The organism is Streptomyces sp. NPDC005878 (assembly GCF_040629815.1).
Lineage (GTDB): Bacteria > Actinomycetota > Actinomycetes > Streptomycetales > Streptomycetaceae > Streptomyces.
The window spans coordinates 276,047-295,332 of record NZ_JBEXWK010000001.1 but is presented as its reverse complement, the minus strand read 5'-3'; the positions used below and the strand labels follow the sequence as shown (position 1 = coordinate 295,332).

The window sequence follows — 19,286 nt, the reverse complement described above, 5'->3', positions numbered from 1 at the left end:
CTGGCCCGGACGACAGGGAACCGGGAGGAGCAGGACGTGGCCGAGAGCACCACCCAGCAGACCCTAGTGGGCTGGGACAAGCCGGATCTCGATCTCAGCAAGGCCGACTGGAGGTCGAGCAGCCAGGGGACGGGAGACGTCCAGATCGCGTTCGTGGAGGGGTTCATCGCGATGCGCAACGGGGGCCGCCCCGGCAGCCCCTCGCTGATCTTCAGCCCGGCCGAGTGGCGCGCCTTCGTACTCAACGCGCGCGACGGCGAGTTCGACCTCACCTGAGGCACCGGCCGGACGGGGCCACCGGCCCGGTCGCGGCCCGCCGCGCTCCCGCCCGGTCCACGCGCCGGGCGGGAGCGGCGCCCGCCGAGGGACCCGCGAAGCCGTCCCGCCGCCCCCGTGGTCGCCCTGGGCCGCGTGCCTGCCCCCGCCCCGGTGTGCGGCATTTCCTCAAGGAGCACCCGTAACCAGCAGTGGGCGCGGGCCGTCCTGCGGCACCCGCGCCCGGGACGCCCGCCACCGGGGGCACCGACGGCCGCACGGCTCTCAGGCGTCCAGCGCGTCCGCCTCCTCGAAGAGGTGCGCCCAGGGCCGCTGCCCCCGGCCCGCCGCCTCGACGCCCGCTCTGTTGTACCGGGCCGTCGTGCGCGACCACGCCAGGTTGCCGCTCATCAGCGCCCGCATCCCCGCCACATAGTCGTCGACCTGGGCGCGCAGCTGGTCCGAGACGCCGGTGCCCGCGAGGGTGTCCGAGAGCTCGGCCGCGAGCGTCTGGAAGCGCTCCACCCGGGAGTTGGCCATCCGGGCGACCTCGCGCGCGGCCCGGTCCACCGAGAGGCCGGACCCCCGGTGCAGGATGATCACGCTGTTGTTGACGTCCCCGGCGGCCAGCTCCTTGTCCGCGGAGACGATGTCGTTGACGAAGATCACCACATCGGCGGTGATCCAGCGCATCTCGGCCAGCGGGCTGCCCCGGTGCAGCTCGTCGGGGAGCGTGTAGCGGCCGCACCGCTCGACGAGATCCAGACAGGGCTGCACGCCTATGGAGTCCCGGCGCCCGCGCAGAAACCCCGGCAGCGACGGCAGCCCGGTACGGGTGCGGTTGACGGCCTCCCAGTGATAGGCCGTCAGATAGTCCCGCCAGTGCTCGCGGAAGCGGTTCTGCCACAGCAACGGGGTGCCGTCGCTCAGCCGCTTCCACAACTCCGCCAGCGTGCCCGCGAGATGGCTGGTGGGATCGCCCGGGGCGGGACCCCGCTCGCTCATCGTGCGCAGCATGATGTCGATCTGCCGGGCCACCGCGTCGGGCTGCCGGCCGATCGGCCCGTCGAACTGGTCGTCGAAGACGAAGAACCAGGCGTTGAGGTCGGTCGCCAGCGCGAGATCGGCGTCGTCGGCGTCCGGATAGAAGTACGCCATCAGGCGTTCGAGCCCCATCGCGTCGTACTCGTCCGTGGCCTTCTGGCCCGAGAGCATCCCGAACCGGTGAAGCCAGTCCAGCGTGTGCTGACGCGCCAGCCCGTGGCGCGGATGGCAGCGGGCGGGGAACGGGATGTCCACCAGCCCCGTGCGGTCGTCCGACAGCTGTGAGCCTGATGGGGACGCCATCGCTCCGCCTCCTGAACGCCGAAGGGAGTGAGCAGCCTTGGGCGGAGCTGCTGTCCGGAAAACTCATAGTGCGCCCGTGGCCGGAACCGCACAAGCGGCGTGTGGGCCGGTGCTTCGCGCCCCCGAAAGCGGGCCAACGCCCCAGCAGATCCAAGCCAGTTAGTCAAGCCGGATTTGCAAGACAGTCACATCGGTGTCACGGTGCGTGTCCGAAAGCGTAGGCTCGGCCCTACTGGCAAAAGGGGACGGTTGTGGCGGACTCGAAAGGCCGGCGGACCAGTGGTGCGCGCAGGCGACTGTTCGAGCGGGAGAACGAACTCCTGCTTCTCGAAAGCATGCTGGACGACCTGTGCGGCACCGGAGCCGAAGGGGATACGACCGCGCCGAGCGGCGGGCTGCTCGCGATCGCGGGAGGGGCCGGACTCGGCAAGACGAGTCTGATCGCCGAGATCCGCAGGGAGGCCGTCGCACGCGGCTGCACCCTGCTGACGGCCCGCGGCGGCGAACAGGAGCAGGGCGTGGCCTTCCACGTGGTGCGCCAGCTGGTGCAGCCCGTACTGGCCGCGACCGGCGAGAGTGAACACCGCCGGATACTCGGGACCTGGTACGACATCGTGGCGCCCGCGGTCGGCCTGGTCGCCGTCCCGGGCGGCGGCTCGCCCGACCCGCAGGGCGTGCGCGACGGCCTCGACTGGCTGGTCACCCGGTTCGCCGTCCAGCACACGCCCGTCGTGCTCATCGTCGACGACGCGCACTGGGCGGACGACGAGTCCCTGAGCTGGCTGAGCTCGTTCGCCCTGCGCGCCGCCGAACTGCCGATCCTGATCGTGACGGCGTACCGGCCCGAGGAACTGCCCGCGCAGGCCGTGGAGTTCCGCAGGCTCGCCGAACGGCACGGCTCCCGGCCGGTGACCCTGGCCCCGCTCTCCCCGCACGGCGTGGGCAGGCTCGTCCACGACGTCCTGCAGAACGGCGCCGACGACCTCTTCTCCCGCGAGTGCTGGGCGCTCACCGGAGGCAACCCCTTCGAGGCCGTCGAGCTCATCGCCAAGATCCACGAGCGGAACATCAAACCGCACTACGCCAACGCCGCCGAGCTGCGCGAACTCGCCTCCTCCGCCCGCGGCAGCGGACTCGTCGAGCGCCTGGAGCGGCTCGGCCCCTCGCCGGTCAGACTGGCCTGGGCCGTCGCCATCCTGGGCACCTCCGTCGACCCGCAGATGGCGAGCAGCGTGGGCGGCCTCGGCGCCGAGGAGTCGGTGGACGCGATCCAGCGGCTGCGCGAGGCCCGCATCCTGGCCGAGCGCACCGGCGACACCGACCGGCTCGACTTCTTCCACCCGCTGGTCGGCACCGCCGTCTACCGCGCCATCCCGCCCGCGATGCGGGTGGCGATGCACGGCCAGGCCGCGGTCCGCGTCACCGAGGCGGGCCTCGGACCCACGGTGGCCGCCCGCCACCTCCTGGAGATGCATCCGGAGGACGACCGCTGGGCGGTGCAGCAGCTCAGGGCCGCGGCGCGCGAGTGCATGCGGGCCGGCGCACCCGAGGCCGCCCGGCGCTGTCTGGCCCGCGCCCTGCGCGAACCGCCCTCCCTGGAGGACCGGGCCGAGGTGCTGTTCGAGCTCGGCTGCTCCGCCCTCCTGAACGAACCGGCCACCACCGTCAACCACCTCCAGGCCGCTTTGGAGGAGCCGGAGCTCGACCCCGCCCTGCGCGAGGCCATCACCTGCCGCCTCGCCCAGGCGCTCGCCCACACCGACCGGATGGGCGAGGCGGCCGAGCTGGTCGCCGTCGAGGCCAGGAACTCCAGCAACCCGCGCACCCGGCTGCGCATGCAGGCCGAGGGTTTCAAGTGGAACGCCTTCCGCGCCGACGAGGAGGACTCCGCCGCCCGCTCGCGCAGGCTCGCCCGCCTCGCCGACCACCTCACCACCCGGGGCATGGCCGAGCGCTACATCCTGGGGCTGCGCGCCTGGGACGCCATGGTCCGCGGCGAGCCCGCCGCCACCGCGCTGGCCTACGCCGAGGAGGCGCTCGGCGACGGGCTCTCCTGGACCGACGAGGAGTGGGGCTTCGAGGTCCCCGTGATGGTCGCGCTGACCTTCATGTACTGCGACCAGCCGGGCCGCGCGGACGAACTGTTCAGCCGGGGCATCGCGGAGTGCGAGAACCGGGGCTGGCGCGGCGCCCACCTCTCCTTCGGGCTCACCCTGCTCGGCTACATCCGGTTCTGCCGCGGCCGGCTCGCCGAGGCCGAGGACCTGGTCCACGGCGGCCTGCGGATCGCCGACCGGGTCGGCCAGCGCATCCCCGCCCAGTGGTTCGCCCTCGGCATCCTCATGGAGATCCTGCTGGCCAGGGGCCGGGTGGACGAGGCGCAGGAGCTCTCCGACCGCTACAACTACGGCCAGGTCGTCCCCAATGCCGTGGTCTACCCCGACTCCGAGACCGTCTACAGCGAGCTGCTGCTCGCCCGGGGTCTGCGCAGCGACGCCGAGCAGCGGCTGCGCGCGGTCGGCCGGCGCCTGGACCGCAGGGGCATGCGGAACCCGGCGTGGTGCCCCTGGCGCCCGCTGCTCGCCGAGGCCCTGGCCCAGGCGGACCCGGCGGAGGCCCAGAAGATCGCCGACGAGGGCGTGGAGCTGGCCCGCCGCTTCGGTACGGCCGGCGCCATCGGCCGGGCCCTGCACTCGGCCGCCAAGGTCGCCACCGGCGCGAAGAGCCTCAAGCTCCTCGCGGAAGCCGTGCAGTACCTGGAGCGCTCGCCGTCCGCGTACGAGCTGGCCCGCGCGCTGGTCGACCACGGCACCGCGCTCAGCCGCGCAGGCCTGCCCCAGGACGCCTCGGAGCTGCTCGTCCGGGGCATGGAGAACGCGACGAGCTGCGGCGCCGACGCGCTGGCGGCCCGGGCCCGCGACGAACTGGCCGCCTCGGGGCTGCGCCCGCTGCGGCTGCGTGCGGTGGGCACGGACTCGCTGACCGCCCAGGAGAAGACGGCCGCCGACCGGGCGGCGCGGGGCTGGGACAACACCCGCATCGCCGAGGAGCTGGGCCTGCGGGAGCGGGGCGTGGAACTGCTGCTCTCGGGCGTCTTCCGCAAGCTCGGTACCGACCGGGCGGGACTGCCGGAGCTCCTGCGGCACACCGGGACGGACCCGGGCCCCGGGACTCCGCCGCACTGACCGGCCGCACGTGGGCCGGGGCCCGTCGCGGTGCCCCGGCCACGTACCATGGCGGCATGTCGTTCCTCCGCCGCCGCAGCTCCGCCACTCCCGCGGGCCCGGACTTCGATGTCCTGGCCATGGACCCGGGCGACTGGCCCGGAAACCTCGGGGCCGGGCTGCTGCCCGCGCCCGACGGAAGCTGCCAGGGCGTCTTCCTGCGCTACGACCTGTTCGGCGGCCGGGGCCCCGCGATGGTCATCGGCAACCTGCCCGAGGGCTCCCCGGCCCGGGAGCTCGACGAGGGCCAGGTGCCCTTCGAGGTCGCCCAGCTCCTGCTGGCGCTGGAGAACGACGAGCCCGTCGAGGTCGTCGACTCCGAGGACATCCCGGTGATGCAGGGCGACAACCTGCTCATCGTGCGGCGCCTCAAGCTCTCCGAGAGCCGTGTCTCCTGCGTCCAGTTCGACCGCAGCGACAACGTGCTCGTCACCATCGCCAGCTGGGACCGGCCGATCACCGACGACCTGTACGCACTCCTCAAGCCGCTCCCGGCCGAGCTCTTCCAGCAGGGCTGAGGGCGCCAGTGGCAGGTCAGCGGCCTGCCACTGGTCTCCTCCACTGACACGGCACACCCTTCCCGCAGCTCTCTTGACGCGCCCTCACCCGGGGTCACACAGTGTGCGCGCACCGCACCCCAGGTGAACTCCCCGCAGGAAGGGCCGCCATGACATCCCCTCACAGGACCAGGCTCGCGCTCGCACTGACCGCCACCGGGGCCTTCGGCCTCGCCCTCCTCGCCCCCGCGTCACCCGCCGGAGCCAAGCAGCCCGCCACCGAGTGCCCGCGCGTCCTGTCCTGCGACTGGGTTCCGGCGGCCTACCAGCAGAACGGCGACCCGGCCAACAAACAGGCGTACGGGAACTACGACATCGCCGACCGGCCGTCCACCAACCCGGTCAAGTACATCGTCCTGCACGACACCGAAGAGGACTACGCCGGTACGATCCGGATCTTCCAGGATCCCCGGCGGGCCGTCTCCGCCCACTACGTGGTGCGCTCCTCGGACGGCCATGTGGCTCAGATGGTGAAGACCAAGGACGTCGCCTGGCAGGCCGGGAACTGGTACGTCAACACGCACTCCATCGGCATCGAGCAGGAGGGCGTCGCCGTCGAGGGCGCCACCTGGTACACCCCGCAGATGTACCGCTCCACGGCCGCGCTGGTGCGCTACCTCGCCGCCAAGTACGACATCCCCCTCGACCGTCAGCACATCATCGGCCACGAGAACGTGCCGCCCACCACGGCCGCGGGCACCAAGAACATGCACTGGGATCCGGGCCCGTACTGGGACTGGAACCGCTTCATGGCCGTGCTCGGCGCCCCCACCCATCCCACCGCCCGCCCCGGCAGCCAACTGGTCACCATCAGCCCCGCGTTCACCGCCAACCAGCAGGTCTTCCGCGACTGCGAGAAGAACACCGACCTGCCTCTCCAGGGCAGCAGCGCCGTCCCCCTGTACACCGAGCCGTCCACGACCGCGCCCCTGTTCCCGGACCCCGGCCTGCATCCGCCCGGCCGGCCCGGCACCAACTGCGTCAACGACTGGGGCAGCAAGATCAGCGCCACCCAGCGGGCCGTGGTGGCCGAGCGCAGACCCGGCTGGACGGCGATCTGGTGGTACGGCCAGAAGGCCTGGCTCCGGACGCCCGGGCACACCCGCACCACCACCCCGACGGCCGGCCAGGTCGTCCGGCCCAAACCCGGAGTGGCACAGGTGCCGGTGTATGGCGTTGCCTACCCCGACAGGGCCGACTACCCGGCCGGCTTCACCGCCCCGCGCGTGGGCGCCCCGCTCCCGTACACCATCAAGGCGGGCCAGTCCTACCCCGGCGGCGGCGAGGCGCCCAGCGGCTACTTCTACGCGCCGACGATCGACTCCTCGCTCCCGTACGACCACACGTACTTCCCCGGCACGGCGAAGTACGTCACCGTCCAGATCGGCCACCGCGTCGCCGTGGTGCGGGCCGCCGACGTGGACGTCGTGCGGGTGCGCTGAGGGAGGGCGTTCGCACACGGCGACGCGCCGCGCGCCCGGTGTGTCGGCACCGGGAGCGCGGCGCGCCCCTTTCCCGGACCCCTCCGGCGGAGCAGGCCGCCGGAGGGGTCCCTCACGCGGCGGTCAGCGGGTCCCGACCGCCGCACGCACGGCCCGACGCGCCATCGCGCAGTCGTCGTGCAGCCTGCGCAGCAGCAACCGCTGCTGCTCTCCGGCCGAGGGCACACCCGGCTGCTGCGGCGAGGCGGTGCCCGAGGGCGTCGCATCGCGCATGGCGCGCTGTACGGCCGTCTCGTACGTCCGGATCTCCCGGGTCAGTACGAGCATCAGGTTCACCAGGAAGGCGTCCCGCGCGGCCGGGCCCGCGGCCTGCGCCGCCTGGCTGATCTGGCGCCGGGCCGCCGGAGCGTCCCCGAGCACCGCCCACAGCGTCGCCAGGTCGTACCCCGGCAGATACCAGCCGGCGTGCTCCCAGTCGACGAGCACCGGGCCCGCGGGCGACAGCAGGATGTTCGTCAGCAGCGCCTCACCGTGCGCGAACTGCCAGGTGACCGGGCGGCCGGCGTGGGCCAGGCCGTGCAGCAGCTTCTGGAGGTCGCTCAGATCCCGGTCGGTGAAGAGCCCGAGCTCGTGGTAGCGGGCGATCCGTGGCGCGTACTCCAGCGGCCGGGTGAACATCTCGGCCGGCGGCCGCCAGTCGTTGACCCGGCGGATCGCCCCGAGGGCGGCCCGGATGTCGGCCCGGGGCGGCGCCTCGACCGGGTGCCGGGCCAGGGCCGCCGCCCGGCCGGGCATCCGCTCGATGACCAGGGTGCAGTTGTCCGGGTCCGCGGCGATCAGTCGGGGCACTCGCACGGGTGGGCGGTGCCGGACGAACGCGCGGTAAGCAGCTATTTCGTGCCGGAACCGCTCGGCCCAGGCGGGCGAGTGGTCCAGGAGACACTTGGCGACCGCCGTGGCCCGGCCGGTGGTGCCGACCAGCAGCACGGACCGGCCGCTGCGCCGCAGGACCTGCACCGGGTTGAACTCCGGGCAGATGCGGTGCACGGACGCGATGGCCATCCGCAGCTGCGCGCCCTGCGGGCCCGACAAGTCGATCCTCCCGCTGAGCGCTTGGACGCCCGCCCCGGGGCGGCGCGCGGTCCGGCCGGCGCCGAGCGCCGCCGGAGCGGCGTGCGTGGGGTCGAGGTAGGGTCCGCCGCCCGTCACCAGGTGGCGGTGCGGCCGGGGCGGGGCTGACACGGAGGACGATGCTGTGTACATGGGCGAGACAGATCCCTTCGTGCGCCGACGAGTTGCTGGCCAGCCCGGCCCGGTGGCCCGATCCCACCCTGGGGAATGGGGTCCGCCTGCCGGGGCGGGGTGGCGCCTTCTTACCTGACACCCGACCGCGGGTGGCACACCATCTGGCGCACCCTGGCGAACCCTGGCGAATAGTCCCACCGCATCTGACAGGGGGTTACTGTCAACTCAGCCGAGAACCTGGGGGCTTGAAGTGAACGGACAACCCAACACTCGCCTGAACGACCTCTTCGGCCTCGCCGGCTGGTCCAAGGGCGAACTCGCGAGGCTGGTGAACCGGCAGGCGGCGGCGATGGGCCACCCCCAGCTGGCCACCGACACCTCCCGGGTGCGGCGGTGGATCGACATGGGGGAATCCCCGCGCGATCCGGTGCCGAGGGTGCTGGCGGCGCTGTTCACCGAGCGGCTCGGCCGTGTCGTGACCATCGAGGACCTCGGTTTCGACCGGCAAGGGCGCACCGGGAAGCGGCGGGACGTCGGACCCAGGAACAACCCCGACGGCCTTCCGTGGGCGCCTGAACGGACGGCGGCGGTCCTCACCGAATTCACGGGAATGGACCTCATGCTCAACCGACGCGGTCTGGTGGGTGCGGGAGCCGCGCTCGCCGCAGGCTCCACACTCAGCAGCGCCATGCACGACTGGCTGCACACCGACCCCGTACTCGCGGCCGACGCCCCCCGTTTCGACGATCCCCTGCACGCCGACCCCGCCGGGTACGACCGCTACGAGGCCGCCCCGATCGGGTCGCAGGAGATCGGCGCGCTGGAGCGCTCGGTGGAGGTCTTCCGCGCCTGGGACGCGTCCCGGGGCGGTGGACTTCAGCGCAAGGCCGTGGTGGGTCAGCTCAACGAGGTGGGCGGCATGCTCGCCTACCGTCACCCCGACCATCTCCAGCGGCGCCTGTGGGGCGTCGCCGCCAACCTGGCCGTCCTGGCCGGCTGGATGTCCCACGACATCGGCCTCGAACCCACCGCCCAGAAGTACTTCGTCATCGCCGCGCACGCGGCCCGCGAGGGCGGCGACCGTCCGCGCGCCGGCGAAGCCCTCTCCCGCGCGGCCCGTCAGATGGTCCATCTGGGCCGTCCCGACGACGCGCTCGACCTCATGAAGCTCGCCAAATCCGGTTCCGGCGACGAGACCCTGCCGCGCACCCGGGCCATGCTGCACACCATCGAGGCCTGGGCGCAGGCGTCGATGGGGCAGGGCCAGGCGATGCGGCGCACCCTCGGCGAGGCCGAGGAGCTCTTCGTCTCGGACCGGGGCGACGTCCCCCCGCCCAGCTGGATGCAGATGTTCGACGAGGCGGACATGCACGGCATGCAGGCCCTGGCGTTCCGTACGCTCGCCGAGCACGACCCGAGTGCCGCGAACATCGCCGCCCGCCATGCGAAACAGGCGCTCGAACTCCGGGTCAACGGGCGCCAGCGCTCGAAGATCTTCGACTACATCTCCCTCGCCTCGGCGTGCTTCATCGCCGACGACCCCGAACAGGCGGACCGCTACGCCCGGCTGGCCCTGGTGTCGATGGGGGAGACCTCCTCCCACCGCACCTGGGACCGGCTGCGCGAGATGTACCGGCTCACCGGGCAGTACTCCGGATTCCAGAAGATCCAGGACCTGCGCGAGGAGATCCAGCTGGCCCTGCCGAAGGCGCCGACGCGCCGGAGCGGGAGCATGGACCTGTAAAGGGCGGGCCCGGACCTCCGGACCCGCCCTCGTCCCACCGACCGTCCACTCGATCCGTATCGCCCTCGACCGACCTCTGCCGCCGGGGCGGTTACGACCCGATGCGTGCCACCAGTACGCAGGCGTCGTCCTCGCGGTCCGTCTCGCCGAACTCCTCGACCACCATGCGTACCCCGTCCTGCGCGGTGCGGATCGTGTCGAGGCGGGGGGCGAGCTCCAGCAGCCTGCGGCACCCCGGCTCGTCCGAGGTGCCCCGCCGGGTCAGCCCGTCGGTGTGCAGGACCAGCAGATCGCCGGGCCTCAGCTGCACCTCGGCCTGTCCGTACCCGGCTCCTGACGTCGCTCCGAGGAGCACCCCGTCCGGGGACGTCAGCGCGCACCCCGTCCCGCCGCGGAACAGCAGCGGGGCGGGGTGTCCTGCCTGTGCCCAGGAGAGGACGCGGGTGGCCGGGTCGTACTGGCAGCAGACGGCGCTGCCCAGGGCCGGCTGGACGGAGTGGTCGAGGAGCTGGTTGAGGTGGCCCATGAGGTCGCCGGGGCGGATGCCCGCGACCGCCATGCCGCGCAGCGCGCCGAGGAGCATCGCCATGGCGCCGGTGGCGGTCACGCCGTGGCCGGTGAGGTCTCCGACGGTCAGTAAAGACCTGCCGTCGGGCAGTTCCAGCGCGTCGTACCAGTCGCCGCCGATGAGCGCGCTGGTGGCGGACGGCAGATAGTGCGCCGCGACGTCGAGCGCCGCCGGGTTGCCCTGGGGCAGCCGCAGCGAGCCGCGCCAGGGCGGCAGGACGGCTTCCTGGAGCTCGACCGCGAGACGGTGCTCGGTCCTGGCGATGTGCCGCTCGCGGGCCAGCGAGTCGCGCGACTCCCGGACGGCGCGCTGGCTGCGCCGCAGCTCGCTGACGTCGCGCAGCACGGCCCACATCGACGCGGTGCAGCCGTCGGCGTCGAGGACCGGCTCGCCCATCATGTGCAGGGTGCGCACCCGTCCGTCGGTGCGCACGATCCGGAACTCGCCGTCGATCGGCTTCCCGTCGACCAGGCAGTCCGTCACCATGGCCGTCAGCAGCGCCTGGTCCTCGGCGAAGACCATCGACGGCAGTTCGTCGAGCGACATCGCCCCGCTCCCGGGGTCCCGTCCGAAGATCTGGAAGAGCTCGTCGGACCAGTCCACCGCGTCCGTGAGCAGGTTCCACTCGGCGCTGCCCACCCGGCTGAGCAGGGAGCCCGGCAGCGGGTCGGGTTCGGAGCCGGGCACCGGCTCCTCCTCGACGGCCTCCTCCGGCGCGGGCTCGGGCAGGCCCTCCTTCAGCTGGTCCAAGTGCGTGCCGAGGTCGTCGAGGTGGTGGACCGCCAGATCGCACAGGGCGCGCTGCCAGCGGCCGTGCGCGTCGTCGTCCACGACCGCGTCCCGCCGTACGGCGTCCACTCCGCCGCGGAGCCGGCGGGTCTGTGAGATCAGCGCGTCGACCGTTTCCCGCTCCGGCGGTTGCGGGCTGGGACGGTCCGCGAACAGATGGGACGGCATGACGTACTCCGATACAGGCGCGGCACTGCAAGTCGGAAGGATGGACCGGTAACGACTGTTGCACAGGGAGCGAGGCCCCGTAAGGGATTTGGCAACACTCGATACGGTGGTGCTTCTGGCATATGCCTGCGGCCTTCCGTGGGCGATCAGCGCACGCGCCGCCGAACCGGTGAACCACGGATGCGCGCGCCTCAAACCACCAGTACAGCACCGATGCGGAGGGGAAAGGGCGCCCAGGGCGCTCCCGCGCCCCCTCCGAGGACGGCGCACCGCGGCGCGACCGCGCCCGGCGGCACGGCCGTGACCCGCCCCCACACGCCGAGTTCCGCCGGGACGAGGGTGATCGGGCCGGGGCGCACGGCCGGGCGGCGCGCGACCGCCGGTCAGCCAGTGCGCCCACGAGGGGGGTCGGGCGCCCGTCGCGGCCCGTGACGGGAGCGTGAGCGGCGGGCGCGCGCGCCGCCTTCTCCGGGGACCGCGCTGACCTGCGCCGGAACCCGTTCCGGGGCGGGGAGCGAGGTTCCTGCCCGTTCATGACATCCTGTGTCGTCACAGCTCGCCGGACAGATGGGATCGGCGGACGTCCGGGGGGTTACAGGGGAAGGTCGATGAGGCTCTGCTTTCTGGTGGAGGAGCACTACCGCCACGACGGCATGCCGGTGGAGGTGATCCGCCAACTCGTCGCCTGGGGCCATCGGGTGGACGTCCTGCGTCCCGGCGGCTCCCTGCTGCGGATGTCCGAGGCGGTCAGCGCGGGCAGCCATGACGCCTGGGTGCTCAAGACGGTGTCCGGCGGCCCGGGGCTCACGCTCCTGGAGGCCGCCGCCGCGGTGGGCCTGACCACCGTCAACGACGCCCGGTCGATCCGGGGCGTGCGGGACAAGGCGCTCGCGGCGGCGATCGGCCGCAGCCGGGGCCTGCCGATGCCGACGACGTACGCGGCGGCCGTCCCCGGACTCCTCGCGGAGATACCCGAGTCCGAGTTCCCGCTGGTGGTCAAGCCCGCCGACGGCAGCGCCGGGCGCGGAGTGTGCCTGGTCCCCTCACCGGACCGGCTCGCCGCGATGACGGAGGAACTGGCGGGCCAGGGCATGCTGGTGGCCCAGCCGTACGTGCCCAACGCGGGCGTGGACCTGAAGGTGTACTGCGTGGGCGGCGAGCTGTACGCCACCGAGCGCCGCTCCCCGCTCCACCCCGACCACGCGGTCCGCGAGCGGCGGGTGGCGCTCCCCGCCGAGGTGGCCGCGACCGTCGCCCGGGTCGGCGCGGTCTACGGCCTGGACCTGTACGGCGTGGACGTGCTCCTCGGCCCCGACGGGCCGGTGGTGGTCGACGTGAACGACTTCCCCAGCTTCCGCCAGGTCCCCCAGGCGGCGGCGCGGGTGGCGCGGGCCGTGCTGGAACTTGCCCGCACCGGCCGCGCCGACGCCCCGGACGTCTTCCCGGCCGCCGTCATCCCCGAGCAGCCCGGGGCGGCCGTATGAGGATCGGTCTGCTCACCCCCGAGCCCGGCCATCCGCTGCTCGCCGCCACCACCGCCCTGCTCGCCCGCGAGCACGTGGTCGAGGCGGTCGACCCGGCCTCGGCGCCCCCGGACCGCGTCGCGGACGTCTACCTGCTCAAGTCCCGTACGCCCCGGGCCCTCGCGCTCGCCAGGGAGCTGGAGGCGCGCGGGGCCGCCATGCTGAACTCCGCGTCCGCGACGGCCCTCGTCCAGGACCGCGCGGCGATGGCGGACCGCGCCGTCCGGGCCGGGCTGCCGTTCGCCGCGTCCCGCACCTTCGCCGCGCTCGCCCCGCTGCCGGACGACTTGGACCTCGGCTATCCGCTGGTGGTGAAGAGCCGGCACAGCCGCCGCCACGACCTGGTGGCCCGCGCCGACGACAGCGCGGGCCTGCGGGCGCTGGCCGAGGAGTGGGGCGCGGAGCCGGTGGTGGTGCAGGAGTTCGCCGCCAACAGCGGCTGGGACCACAAGCTGTGGGTGGTCGGCGACCGGGTCTTCGCCGCGCTGCGCCGCTCCGAGCTCGCGCCCGGGGGCCGCGGCCCCACCCGCCCGCTGCCGCTGGACGCGCTGCCGCCGGGCTGGGCCGCGCTGGCGCTGCGGGTGGGGGAGGTGTACGACCTGGACGTGTACGGGGTCGACATCGTCGACGCGGACGGCGGTCCGCTCATCGTGGACGTCAACGCCTTTCCCGGGATCCGGGGTCAGCTCGGCGCCCCCGAGGCGCTCGCGGAGCTGGCCCTGGCGGCGGGGAGCGGACGGCTCATCCCGAGGCCTCGGGCACGTGCCGCGGGGGAGTCGTGTTCCACGCCGTGAGCACCGGCCGTCCGTGCTCGGTCCCCAGCCGCGACACGGCTCCGGTGCCGAGCAGGAACAGCGCCCCGGAGGTGGCGGGCAGCCCGAGGTAGCGGGCCGTCAGGACGCGCAGGAAGTGCGAGTGGGCGACGAGGGCGACATCGCTCCCGCTGTCCGCGTCCCCCAGGGCGGCCATGGCCTCCGCGAGCACCCGGTCGGCCCGTTCGCCGACCTGCTCGGCGCTCTCGCCCGGGTGCGCGGCGGGCCCGGGGGCGACCCCGTCCGTCCACAGGTTCCAGTCCGGGCGCTCGCGCTGGATCTCGGGCGTGGTGACGCCCTCGTACCCGCCGTACTCCCACTCGCGCAGGTCCGGCCGCACCCGCGCGGCGGTGAGGCCGGCGAGTTCGGCGGTGCGCCGGGCCCGGGCCGCCGGGCTGACCAGGGTGAGCCCGATCCGGTGCCCGGCGAGCAGCGGCGCCACCGCGCGGGCCTGGGCCTCGCCGTGCTCGGTGAGCGGCAGGTCGGTGTGGCTGGTGTGCTGCCCCGTCAGGGTCCACGCCGTCTCGCCGTGCCGGATGAGGATCAACTCGCCCATGGATCGTTCCCGTTCTCCGCGACGGGCCCGCCGGGCTCCTCCCGCCGGACCGTGTACGGCACAACCAAACGGTACCGGAGGGCATTCCGGCAGGTGGGACCGGTGGCGCGGGTCACGCTCAGGGGGTGAGCAGGGCGGGGCCCGGAGCCGGTGAGGGCCGGACGCGCGCGGGACCGCTTCAGCGGGCGCGGACGGCGCTCCGCGCGCTCACCGGTCGGCCAGCGTGTTCCAGAACATCGCCTCGTACGTCTGGAGCAGACGGCCGTAGCGGCGCGCCGACACCGCCTCGGCCCCGGAGCGCACCCCCGAGGCGACCGCGGCCAGGGCCCGGCGTTCCAGGTCGGGCGCCGGCTCGGCGAAGAAGTCGAAGAAACCGCACGCCTCGTCGGAGAAGCCGTAGCGGACGCGCAGCGCCTCGGCCACGGTGGCACAGTAGCCGCCCCACGCCGCGAAGTTGGCGGTCAGCGCCAGGGCGACCGAGGGCGGTTCACCGTTCAGCGCCAGCCAGGCCACCTGAGCCGGATACGCCTGGCAGCCGGCCAGCGGCTCGTACCGCGCGACGCTGTCCGCGTCGAGCCCGCAGGCGCTCTCGTACGCGCCGAGCCGTTCCAGGGCGATCCGTTCGCCGGTGGCGAGCGAGGCGAAGAACTCCGCGCACGCCGGGTTGTCCGCGTCCGCCGAGCGTTCGGCGAGGAAGGTGAAGGCGCGCAGGTCGGAGCCGATGACATGGCGCTGTTCCAGAGCCAGCGCGCCCAGCGTGTGGATCGTGGCCGAGCCGTCCGCGATCCGGGGCACCAGCCGGTTGGCGTCCTTCGCGGGGGCGAGCTCCGCCGTGATCCGCTCCACCAGTTCCCGGGCCGTGTCCGCCATACGGGACCCCTCTTCCGTGTGCGCTCGTGCCGCCCAGACTCTCACGTGAGCACGGGGCGCGAGGGCCGGACCGGGCGGAAACCGGCCGGATCGCGGTGGGCGGGTGATTCGGCCGAACTGCGCGTAGACCATTTAGCTGCCTTGGGCATGTAGTGGAGATCGGCAAGACGGACTCTTCGCTTGCGAGGTTCACCCATGACCGGAACCGTCTCCTTCCCCCAGGACCGCACCTGCCCCTACCACCCGCCCACCGCGTACGAGCCGCTGCGCCAGGCCGGTCCGCTCTCCCGGGTGCGGCTCTTCGACGGCCGCGCCGCGTGGTTCGTGACCGGCCACGCCGAGGCTAGGGCGCTGCTCGCCGACCCGCGGCTCTCCTCCGACCGGCTCCGCCCGGACTTCCCCGTCGCCACCGAGCGGTTCGCCGCGCTCAACGAACGCCGTACCGAACTCCTCGGCGTGGACGACCCCGAGCACCACACCCAGCGCCGCAAGGTCGTCCCCGGTTTCACCCTCAAACGCACCGCCGCCCTGCGGCCGATGATCCGCGCGACCGTGGACGGGCTCCTGGACGCCCTGGTCGAGAAGGGGCCGCCGGCCGACCTGGTCACCGCGTTCGCGCTGCCGGTGCCGTCCATGGTGATCTGCGCGCTGCTCGGCGTCCCCTACGACGACCACGACTTCTTCGAGGAGCAGTCCCGGCGGCTGCTGCGTGGTCCGGCCCCGGCCGACACCCAGGACGCCCGCGACCGGCTGGACGCCTACTTGGGCGAGCTGATCGACCGGAAGGTCCGCGAGCCGGGTGACGGGCTGCTCGACGAGCTGGTCGAGGACCAGATGCGCACCGGCGGCATGGACCGCACCGAACTGGTCAGGATGGCCGTGCTGCTGCTCGTCGCCGGGCACGAGACCACCGCGAACATGCTGTCGCTGGGGACCTTCACGCTGCTCGAACACCCCGAGCGGCTGGCGGAGCTGAGGGCGGACCCCTCGCTGATGCCGGCCGCGGTCGAGGAGCTGATGCGGTTCCTCTCCATCGCCGACGGCATCCCGCGGGTGGCCACCGAGGACATCGAGGTGGCCGGGAGCGTGATCCGCGCGGGCGAGGGCGTCGTGCTCGCCACCTCCATGATCAACCGGGACGGCTCGGTCTACCCGGACGCCGACACCCTCGACTGGCACCGCCCGGCCCGCCACCACGTGGGCTTCGGCTTCGGCATCCACCAGTGCCTGGGGCAGAACCTGGCACGGGCCGAGATGGAGATCGCCCTGGGCGCCCTCCTCGCGCGGCTGCCGGGGCTGCGGCTGGCGGCGCCCGCCGGCCGGATCCCGTTCAAACCGGGCGACACCCTCCAGGGGATGCTGGAACTCCCCGTCACTTGGTAGTGGAGTGGGCTCATGAGGATCAGCATCAAGGACGACGTCTGCATCGGCTCGGGGCAGTGCGCCCTGACGGCGCCGGGGGTGTTCACCCAGGACGACGACGGGTTCAGCGCGTTGCTGCCGGGGCGCGCGGACGGCGGGGGCGACCCCATGGTCCGCGAGGCGGCCCGCGCCTGCCCGGTGCAGGCCATCTCGCTGGAGGACTGACGCCGCGTACGGGGTACGGCACGGGGCGCCGCGCCGTACCACCTGGTCCGCGCGGTCGTCAGTGGCCGGTGTGGCGCAGACGGACGACGGGGATGTCCCGCTCGGTCCTCTTCTGGTAGTCCGCGTACGGCGGGAACACCTCCACCAGATGCGGCCACACCCGTGCCTTGTCCTCGGGGGAGAGGGTCTCGGCGCGGGCGGGGAACCGCTCGGTGCCGATCCGGACGCTGACGTCCGGCTCCTCCCGGAGGTTGAGGTACCAGAGCGGGTGCTCGTCGGACCCGCCCTTGGAGGCCACGATCAGATAGTCGTCGCCGTCGCGCCCGTAGATCAGCACGGTGCGACGTACGGTGCCGGTGCGCCGGCCGACGTAGTCCAGGAGCAGGCACGGGGCGCCGTGCAGGGTCGTTCCCCTGGTGCCGCCCGACTCCTCGTACAGCCGGGCCTGTTCGGCCACCCAACCGGTCGGGCTGATCTCCACCGCGCCGCCGTCGCCGGGTTTCAGAGCCACTGGGTCCTCCTTCGCCGAGGGTGAGTCGCCTTCCAGCCTGCCTCACGGGACGGGGGCGTGCCGTCGGGGCGCACCGGGGCGGCCGGAAACGGTCCCTCGCGCCCCGGCGCGGCCGTCAGCCTCCGGTGGTGGATCCGGGCCGCAGGACCATGAGGACGGTCACCGCCGCCCACAGGAGGTTGAACACCCCCGTGTACATGGCCAGTTGGACGGTGCGCCGCTCCTCGGCGGTGCTCGCGGGCGCGGTCCGCGCCTCGGCGGCGGCGGTGTCGAGCCCGGTGAGTATCGCGTCCTGGCGGGGCAGGACGAGCGCGATGAGCGCGCCCGCCGCGAGCGTCGTCAGGACGATGGAGACGATCAGCCAGGTGTCGCCGAGGATGTGCATGTCACTGGCCGTGGCGAAGCCGAAGACGGGCACCGCGACGCCCACGACGGCGTAGACCCGGCAGATCCGGTACAGCAGCCGCACCGACGCCAGCGCCTGCGCGTCGCCGGGCGCGGCGAGGGCCCGCCGGGCGGTGGGCGGGAACATGCTGGCGGCCACGGCGACCGGTCCGACGGCGAGGATCGCGGCCAGGATGTGCACGGTGAGCAGGAACTTCGTCACGGGGGAGCGCTTTCGTACGGGCGGGCGGGCTTCCGGACGAAAGCCCCGGCCGACGTTATGACGTGCCCGGGCGCCGGAGAAGTGGCGGAAGTGCCAGCCTCCAACGGATTCTCGCCAGGGCCGTGGGGGCGCCCGCGGGTTCCGTCGTCCCTCCGGGACCGCCCCTCCGGGACCGCCCGTCCGGGACCGTCCGGGGCGCAGCCGGTGTCCCGGTCGGTCCGGTGTCCCACGGATTTCCGCCTGGCCCGCGGATCGCGCCCGCCGGTTCGCCGTTCGTCCACAGGCCCCGGAGCGCTGTCGGCGCCCGGCCCTACGATGGGGGAAAGATCACTTCCCCGGGAGTGGTCGTCCGCTCGGCGCCGGAGGTCCTTTCGTGGAACAGAGGTTCGTCACCGTGGTCACCGGCGGCAGCCGGGGGATCGGCGCCGCGGTCTGCGCCCGGCTGGCCGCCGACGGCCACGACGTGGTCGTGGGCTACCGCTCGGACGCGGAAGCCGCCGAAGCCGTGGCCGAACAGGTGCGCGCGGCGGGCCGCGCGGCCTTGGCGGTGGCGGTCGACACGGCGGACGAGCACGCGGTGGACCGGCTCTTCGACGCCGCCGCCGCGCTCGGCCCGGTCACCGGGCTGGTCAACAACGCGGGCGTGAGCGGCCCCAACGGCCGTCTCGCCGACGCCGACGCGGAGGGGATGCGCCGGGCCATCGACGTCAATGTGCTGGGCTATCTGCTCTGCGCCCGCCGGGCCGTGCGCGACATGGCGGCGCGGGGCGGCGGGTCCGTGGTCAACATCTCCTCGGCCGCCGCCACCCTGGGCAGCCCCGGTCAGTACGTGCACTATGCCGCCACCAAGGCGGCGGTCGACGCCATGACGGTCGGCCTCGCCAAGGAGGTCGCGGCCGACGGGATCCGGGTCAACTGCGTGGCGCCGGGCATCATCTGGACCGGCTTCCACGAGGACCCGCAGCGCCCCGCGAAGCTCGCCGGCGCCATCCCGATGGGCCGCGCCGGGCGGCCGGACGAGATCGCCGGAGCGGTCGCCTGGCTCCTCTCCGAGGACGCCTCGTACGCGACGGGCACCGTCATACGGGTGGCGGGCGGGATGTAGCGGGGCCCCGGCTCCCGCGCCGCGGTGTCAGGAGACGGGTCCGGGCGAGGGCGTCGGGTCCGGTACGGGGTCGGGCCCCGGCGGGTTGGGCACGGGGTCCGGCTCCGGTACGGGCAGGGGCCCCGGCAGCGGTCCTGGCTCGGGCGCGGGCGGGCCGGGCGTCGGCCCGGGCGTGGGCGGCACCGGATCGGGGCGCCCCGGCGTCGGGCCGGGGGTGGGCCCGGGCGTCGGCGGGTTGGGGTCGGGGTAGGGCGGCTGGGTCATGGAAACCTCCTGCGTACGCGGGCCGATGGGCGCGGCGCCGGCCCGCGCGCCCGGGAACGGACCCCGGGCCGACGTCGTGTCCACTGTCTCCTCCAGCACGTGCCCACGCGCG

The 19,286-nt window shown here is 73.7% G+C and carries 18 protein-coding genes; 10 read left to right on the top strand and 8 right to left on the bottom strand.

Translation table 11 applies throughout. From position 1 onward, the window contains the following. Positions 1-36 precede the first annotated feature (36 nt). On the top strand, positions 37-276 hold the full coding sequence (locus ABZ404_RS01440) for a DUF397 domain-containing protein (RefSeq protein ID WP_101386816.1): 240 nt from the start codon (positions 37-39) through the stop codon (positions 274-276). A 264-nt stretch (positions 277-540) separates the two neighbouring features. Here the strand turns inward: ABZ404_RS01440 and ABZ404_RS01435 are convergent, their stop codons facing one another. Continuing rightward, positions 541-1,602: an isoafricanol synthase gene (locus ABZ404_RS01435; protein WP_358833952.1), complete on the bottom strand. Its 1,062-nt coding sequence runs from the start codon at positions 1,600-1,602 to the stop codon at positions 541-543. 335 nt (positions 1,603-1,937) lie between these two features. On the opposite strand from ABZ404_RS01435, the gene ABZ404_RS01430 reads away from it, so the two are divergent. The 3 genes from ABZ404_RS01430 to ABZ404_RS01420 all read left to right on the top strand — a co-directional run bounded on the left by ABZ404_RS01430 (position 1,938) and on the right by ABZ404_RS01420 (position 6,825). Further along, on the top strand, positions 1,938-4,787 hold the full coding sequence (locus ABZ404_RS01430) for an AAA family ATPase (protein ID WP_358833955.1): 2,850 nt from the start codon (positions 1,938-1,940) through the stop codon (positions 4,785-4,787). A 56-nt stretch (positions 4,788-4,843) separates the two neighbouring features. Next, a complete protein-coding gene (locus tag ABZ404_RS01425; protein WP_101392197.1) occupies positions 4,844-5,344 on the top strand; it encodes a hypothetical protein in 501 nt (166 codons plus the stop codon). A gap of 149 nt (positions 5,345-5,493) precedes the next feature. Beyond that, entirely contained in the window at positions 5,494-6,825 is a 1,332-nt protein-coding gene (locus ABZ404_RS01420) for a peptidoglycan recognition family protein (RefSeq protein ID WP_358833953.1), read from the top strand. 123 nt (positions 6,826-6,948) lie between these two features. Here the strand turns inward: ABZ404_RS01420 and ABZ404_RS01415 are convergent, their stop codons facing one another. Next, the gene (locus ABZ404_RS01415) at positions 6,949-8,088 is read right to left on the bottom strand and encodes an aminoglycoside phosphotransferase family protein (RefSeq protein WP_358837111.1); all 1,140 of its coding nucleotides are present in this window, start codon (positions 8,086-8,088) and stop codon (positions 6,949-6,951) included. Positions 8,089-8,320: 232 nt separating this feature from the next. On the opposite strand from ABZ404_RS01415, the gene ABZ404_RS01410 reads away from it, so the two are divergent. Continuing rightward, positions 8,321-9,814 carry a hypothetical protein gene (locus ABZ404_RS01410; RefSeq protein WP_358837112.1) on the top strand — a complete coding sequence of 498 codons (1,494 nt, stop codon included), beginning with the start codon at positions 8,321-8,323 and terminating at the stop codon, positions 9,812-9,814. 91 nt (positions 9,815-9,905) lie between these two features. Here ABZ404_RS01410 and ABZ404_RS01405 read toward each other — a convergent pair whose 3' ends face one another. Next, entirely contained in the window at positions 9,906-11,339 is a 1,434-nt protein-coding gene (locus tag ABZ404_RS01405) for a SpoIIE family protein phosphatase (RefSeq protein ID WP_358837113.1), read from the bottom strand. Between the two features lie 608 nt (positions 11,340-11,947). On the opposite strand from ABZ404_RS01405, the gene ABZ404_RS01400 reads away from it, so the two are divergent. Further along, positions 11,948-12,823, top strand: coding sequence for a hypothetical protein (locus tag ABZ404_RS01400; RefSeq protein WP_358837114.1), 876 nt, complete (start codon positions 11,948-11,950; stop codon positions 12,821-12,823). Next, a complete protein-coding gene (locus ABZ404_RS01395) occupies positions 12,820-13,656 on the top strand; it encodes an alpha-L-glutamate ligase (protein WP_358989989.1) in 837 nt (278 codons plus the stop codon). The genes ABZ404_RS01400 and ABZ404_RS01395 overlap by 4 nt, the downstream gene beginning before the upstream one ends. Here ABZ404_RS01395 and ABZ404_RS01390 read toward each other — a convergent pair. Beyond that, the gene (locus ABZ404_RS01390; protein ID WP_358836669.1) at positions 13,604-14,230 is read right to left on the bottom strand and encodes a histidine phosphatase family protein; all 627 of its coding nucleotides are present in this window, start codon (positions 14,228-14,230) and stop codon (positions 13,604-13,606) included. The genes ABZ404_RS01395 and ABZ404_RS01390 overlap by 53 nt on opposite strands. A 207-nt stretch (positions 14,231-14,437) precedes the next feature. Then, a complete protein-coding gene (locus ABZ404_RS01385; protein ID WP_358836670.1) occupies positions 14,438-15,100 on the bottom strand; it encodes a transcriptional regulator in 663 nt (220 codons plus the stop codon). A 195-nt stretch (positions 15,101-15,295) separates the two neighbouring features. Between ABZ404_RS01385 and ABZ404_RS01380 the strand changes: the two genes are divergently transcribed. Together ABZ404_RS01380 and ABZ404_RS01375 are read left to right on the top strand one after the other, a co-directional pair. Next, entirely contained in the window at positions 15,296-16,483 is a 1,188-nt protein-coding gene (locus ABZ404_RS01380; protein ID WP_358836671.1) for a cytochrome P450, read from the top strand. A gap of 12 nt (positions 16,484-16,495) precedes the next feature. Beyond that, entirely contained in the window at positions 16,496-16,687 is a 192-nt protein-coding gene (locus ABZ404_RS01375; protein WP_358836672.1) for a ferredoxin, read from the top strand. A 58-nt stretch (positions 16,688-16,745) separates the two neighbouring features. On the opposite strand, the gene ABZ404_RS01370 is transcribed toward ABZ404_RS01375, so the two are convergent. Together ABZ404_RS01370 and ABZ404_RS01365 are read right to left on the bottom strand one after the other, a co-directional pair. Beyond that, the gene (locus ABZ404_RS01370; RefSeq protein ID WP_358836673.1) at positions 16,746-17,198 is read right to left on the bottom strand and encodes a nitroreductase family deazaflavin-dependent oxidoreductase; all 453 of its coding nucleotides are present in this window, start codon (positions 17,196-17,198) and stop codon (positions 16,746-16,748) included. 115 nt (positions 17,199-17,313) lie between these two features. After that, complete coding sequence (locus ABZ404_RS01365) at positions 17,314-17,805, bottom strand: DUF2269 family protein (RefSeq protein ID WP_358836674.1); 492 nt, start codon at positions 17,803-17,805, stop codon at positions 17,314-17,316. 373 nt (positions 17,806-18,178) lie between these two features. Here ABZ404_RS01365 and ABZ404_RS01360 point away from each other — a divergent pair, with 373 nt between their 5' ends. Then, positions 18,179-18,910, top strand: coding sequence for an SDR family oxidoreductase (locus tag ABZ404_RS01360; protein WP_358836675.1), 732 nt, complete (start codon positions 18,179-18,181; stop codon positions 18,908-18,910). A 27-nt stretch (positions 18,911-18,937) separates the two neighbouring features. On the opposite strand, the gene ABZ404_RS01355 is transcribed toward ABZ404_RS01360, so the two are convergent. After that, on the bottom strand, positions 18,938-19,174 hold the full coding sequence (locus ABZ404_RS01355) for a hypothetical protein (protein WP_358836676.1): 237 nt from the start codon (positions 19,172-19,174) through the stop codon (positions 18,938-18,940). Positions 19,175-19,286 lie beyond the last annotated feature (112 nt).

Bases quoted from the DNA above. Each gene is read 5' to 3' on its own strand.
- ABZ404_RS01435 (WP_358833952.1), bottom strand. From the start codon at position 1,602: ATGGCGTCCCCATCAGGCTCACAGCTGTCGGACGACCGCACGGGGCTG.
- ABZ404_RS01430 (WP_358833955.1), top strand. From the start codon at position 1,938: ATGCTGGACGACCTGTGCGGCACCGGAGCCGAAGGGGATACGACCGCG.
- ABZ404_RS01425 (WP_101392197.1), top strand. From the start codon at position 4,844: ATGTCGTTCCTCCGCCGCCGCAGCTCCGCCACTCCCGCGGGCCCGGAC.
- ABZ404_RS01420 (WP_358833953.1), top strand. From the start codon at position 5,494: ATGACATCCCCTCACAGGACCAGGCTCGCGCTCGCACTGACCGCCACC.
- ABZ404_RS01415 (WP_358837111.1), bottom strand. From the start codon at position 8,088: ATGTACACAGCATCGTCCTCCGTGTCAGCCCCGCCCCGGCCGCACCGC.
- ABZ404_RS01405 (WP_358837113.1), bottom strand. From the start codon at position 11,339: ATGCCGTCCCATCTGTTCGCGGACCGTCCCAGCCCGCAACCGCCGGAG.
- ABZ404_RS01400 (WP_358837114.1), top strand. From the start codon at position 11,948: ATGAGGCTCTGCTTTCTGGTGGAGGAGCACTACCGCCACGACGGCATG.
- ABZ404_RS01395 (WP_358989989.1), top strand. From the start codon at position 12,820: ATGAGGATCGGTCTGCTCACCCCCGAGCCCGGCCATCCGCTGCTCGCC.
- ABZ404_RS01390 (WP_358836669.1), bottom strand. From the start codon at position 14,230: ATGGGCGAGTTGATCCTCATCCGGCACGGCGAGACGGCGTGGACCCTG.
- ABZ404_RS01385 (WP_358836670.1), bottom strand. From the start codon at position 15,100: ATGGCGGACACGGCCCGGGAACTGGTGGAGCGGATCACGGCGGAGCTC.
- ABZ404_RS01380 (WP_358836671.1), top strand. From the start codon at position 15,296: ATGACCGGAACCGTCTCCTTCCCCCAGGACCGCACCTGCCCCTACCAC.
- ABZ404_RS01375 (WP_358836672.1), top strand. From the start codon at position 16,496: ATGAGGATCAGCATCAAGGACGACGTCTGCATCGGCTCGGGGCAGTGC.
- ABZ404_RS01355 (WP_358836676.1), bottom strand. From the start codon at position 19,174: ATGACCCAGCCGCCCTACCCCGACCCCAACCCGCCGACGCCCGGGCCC.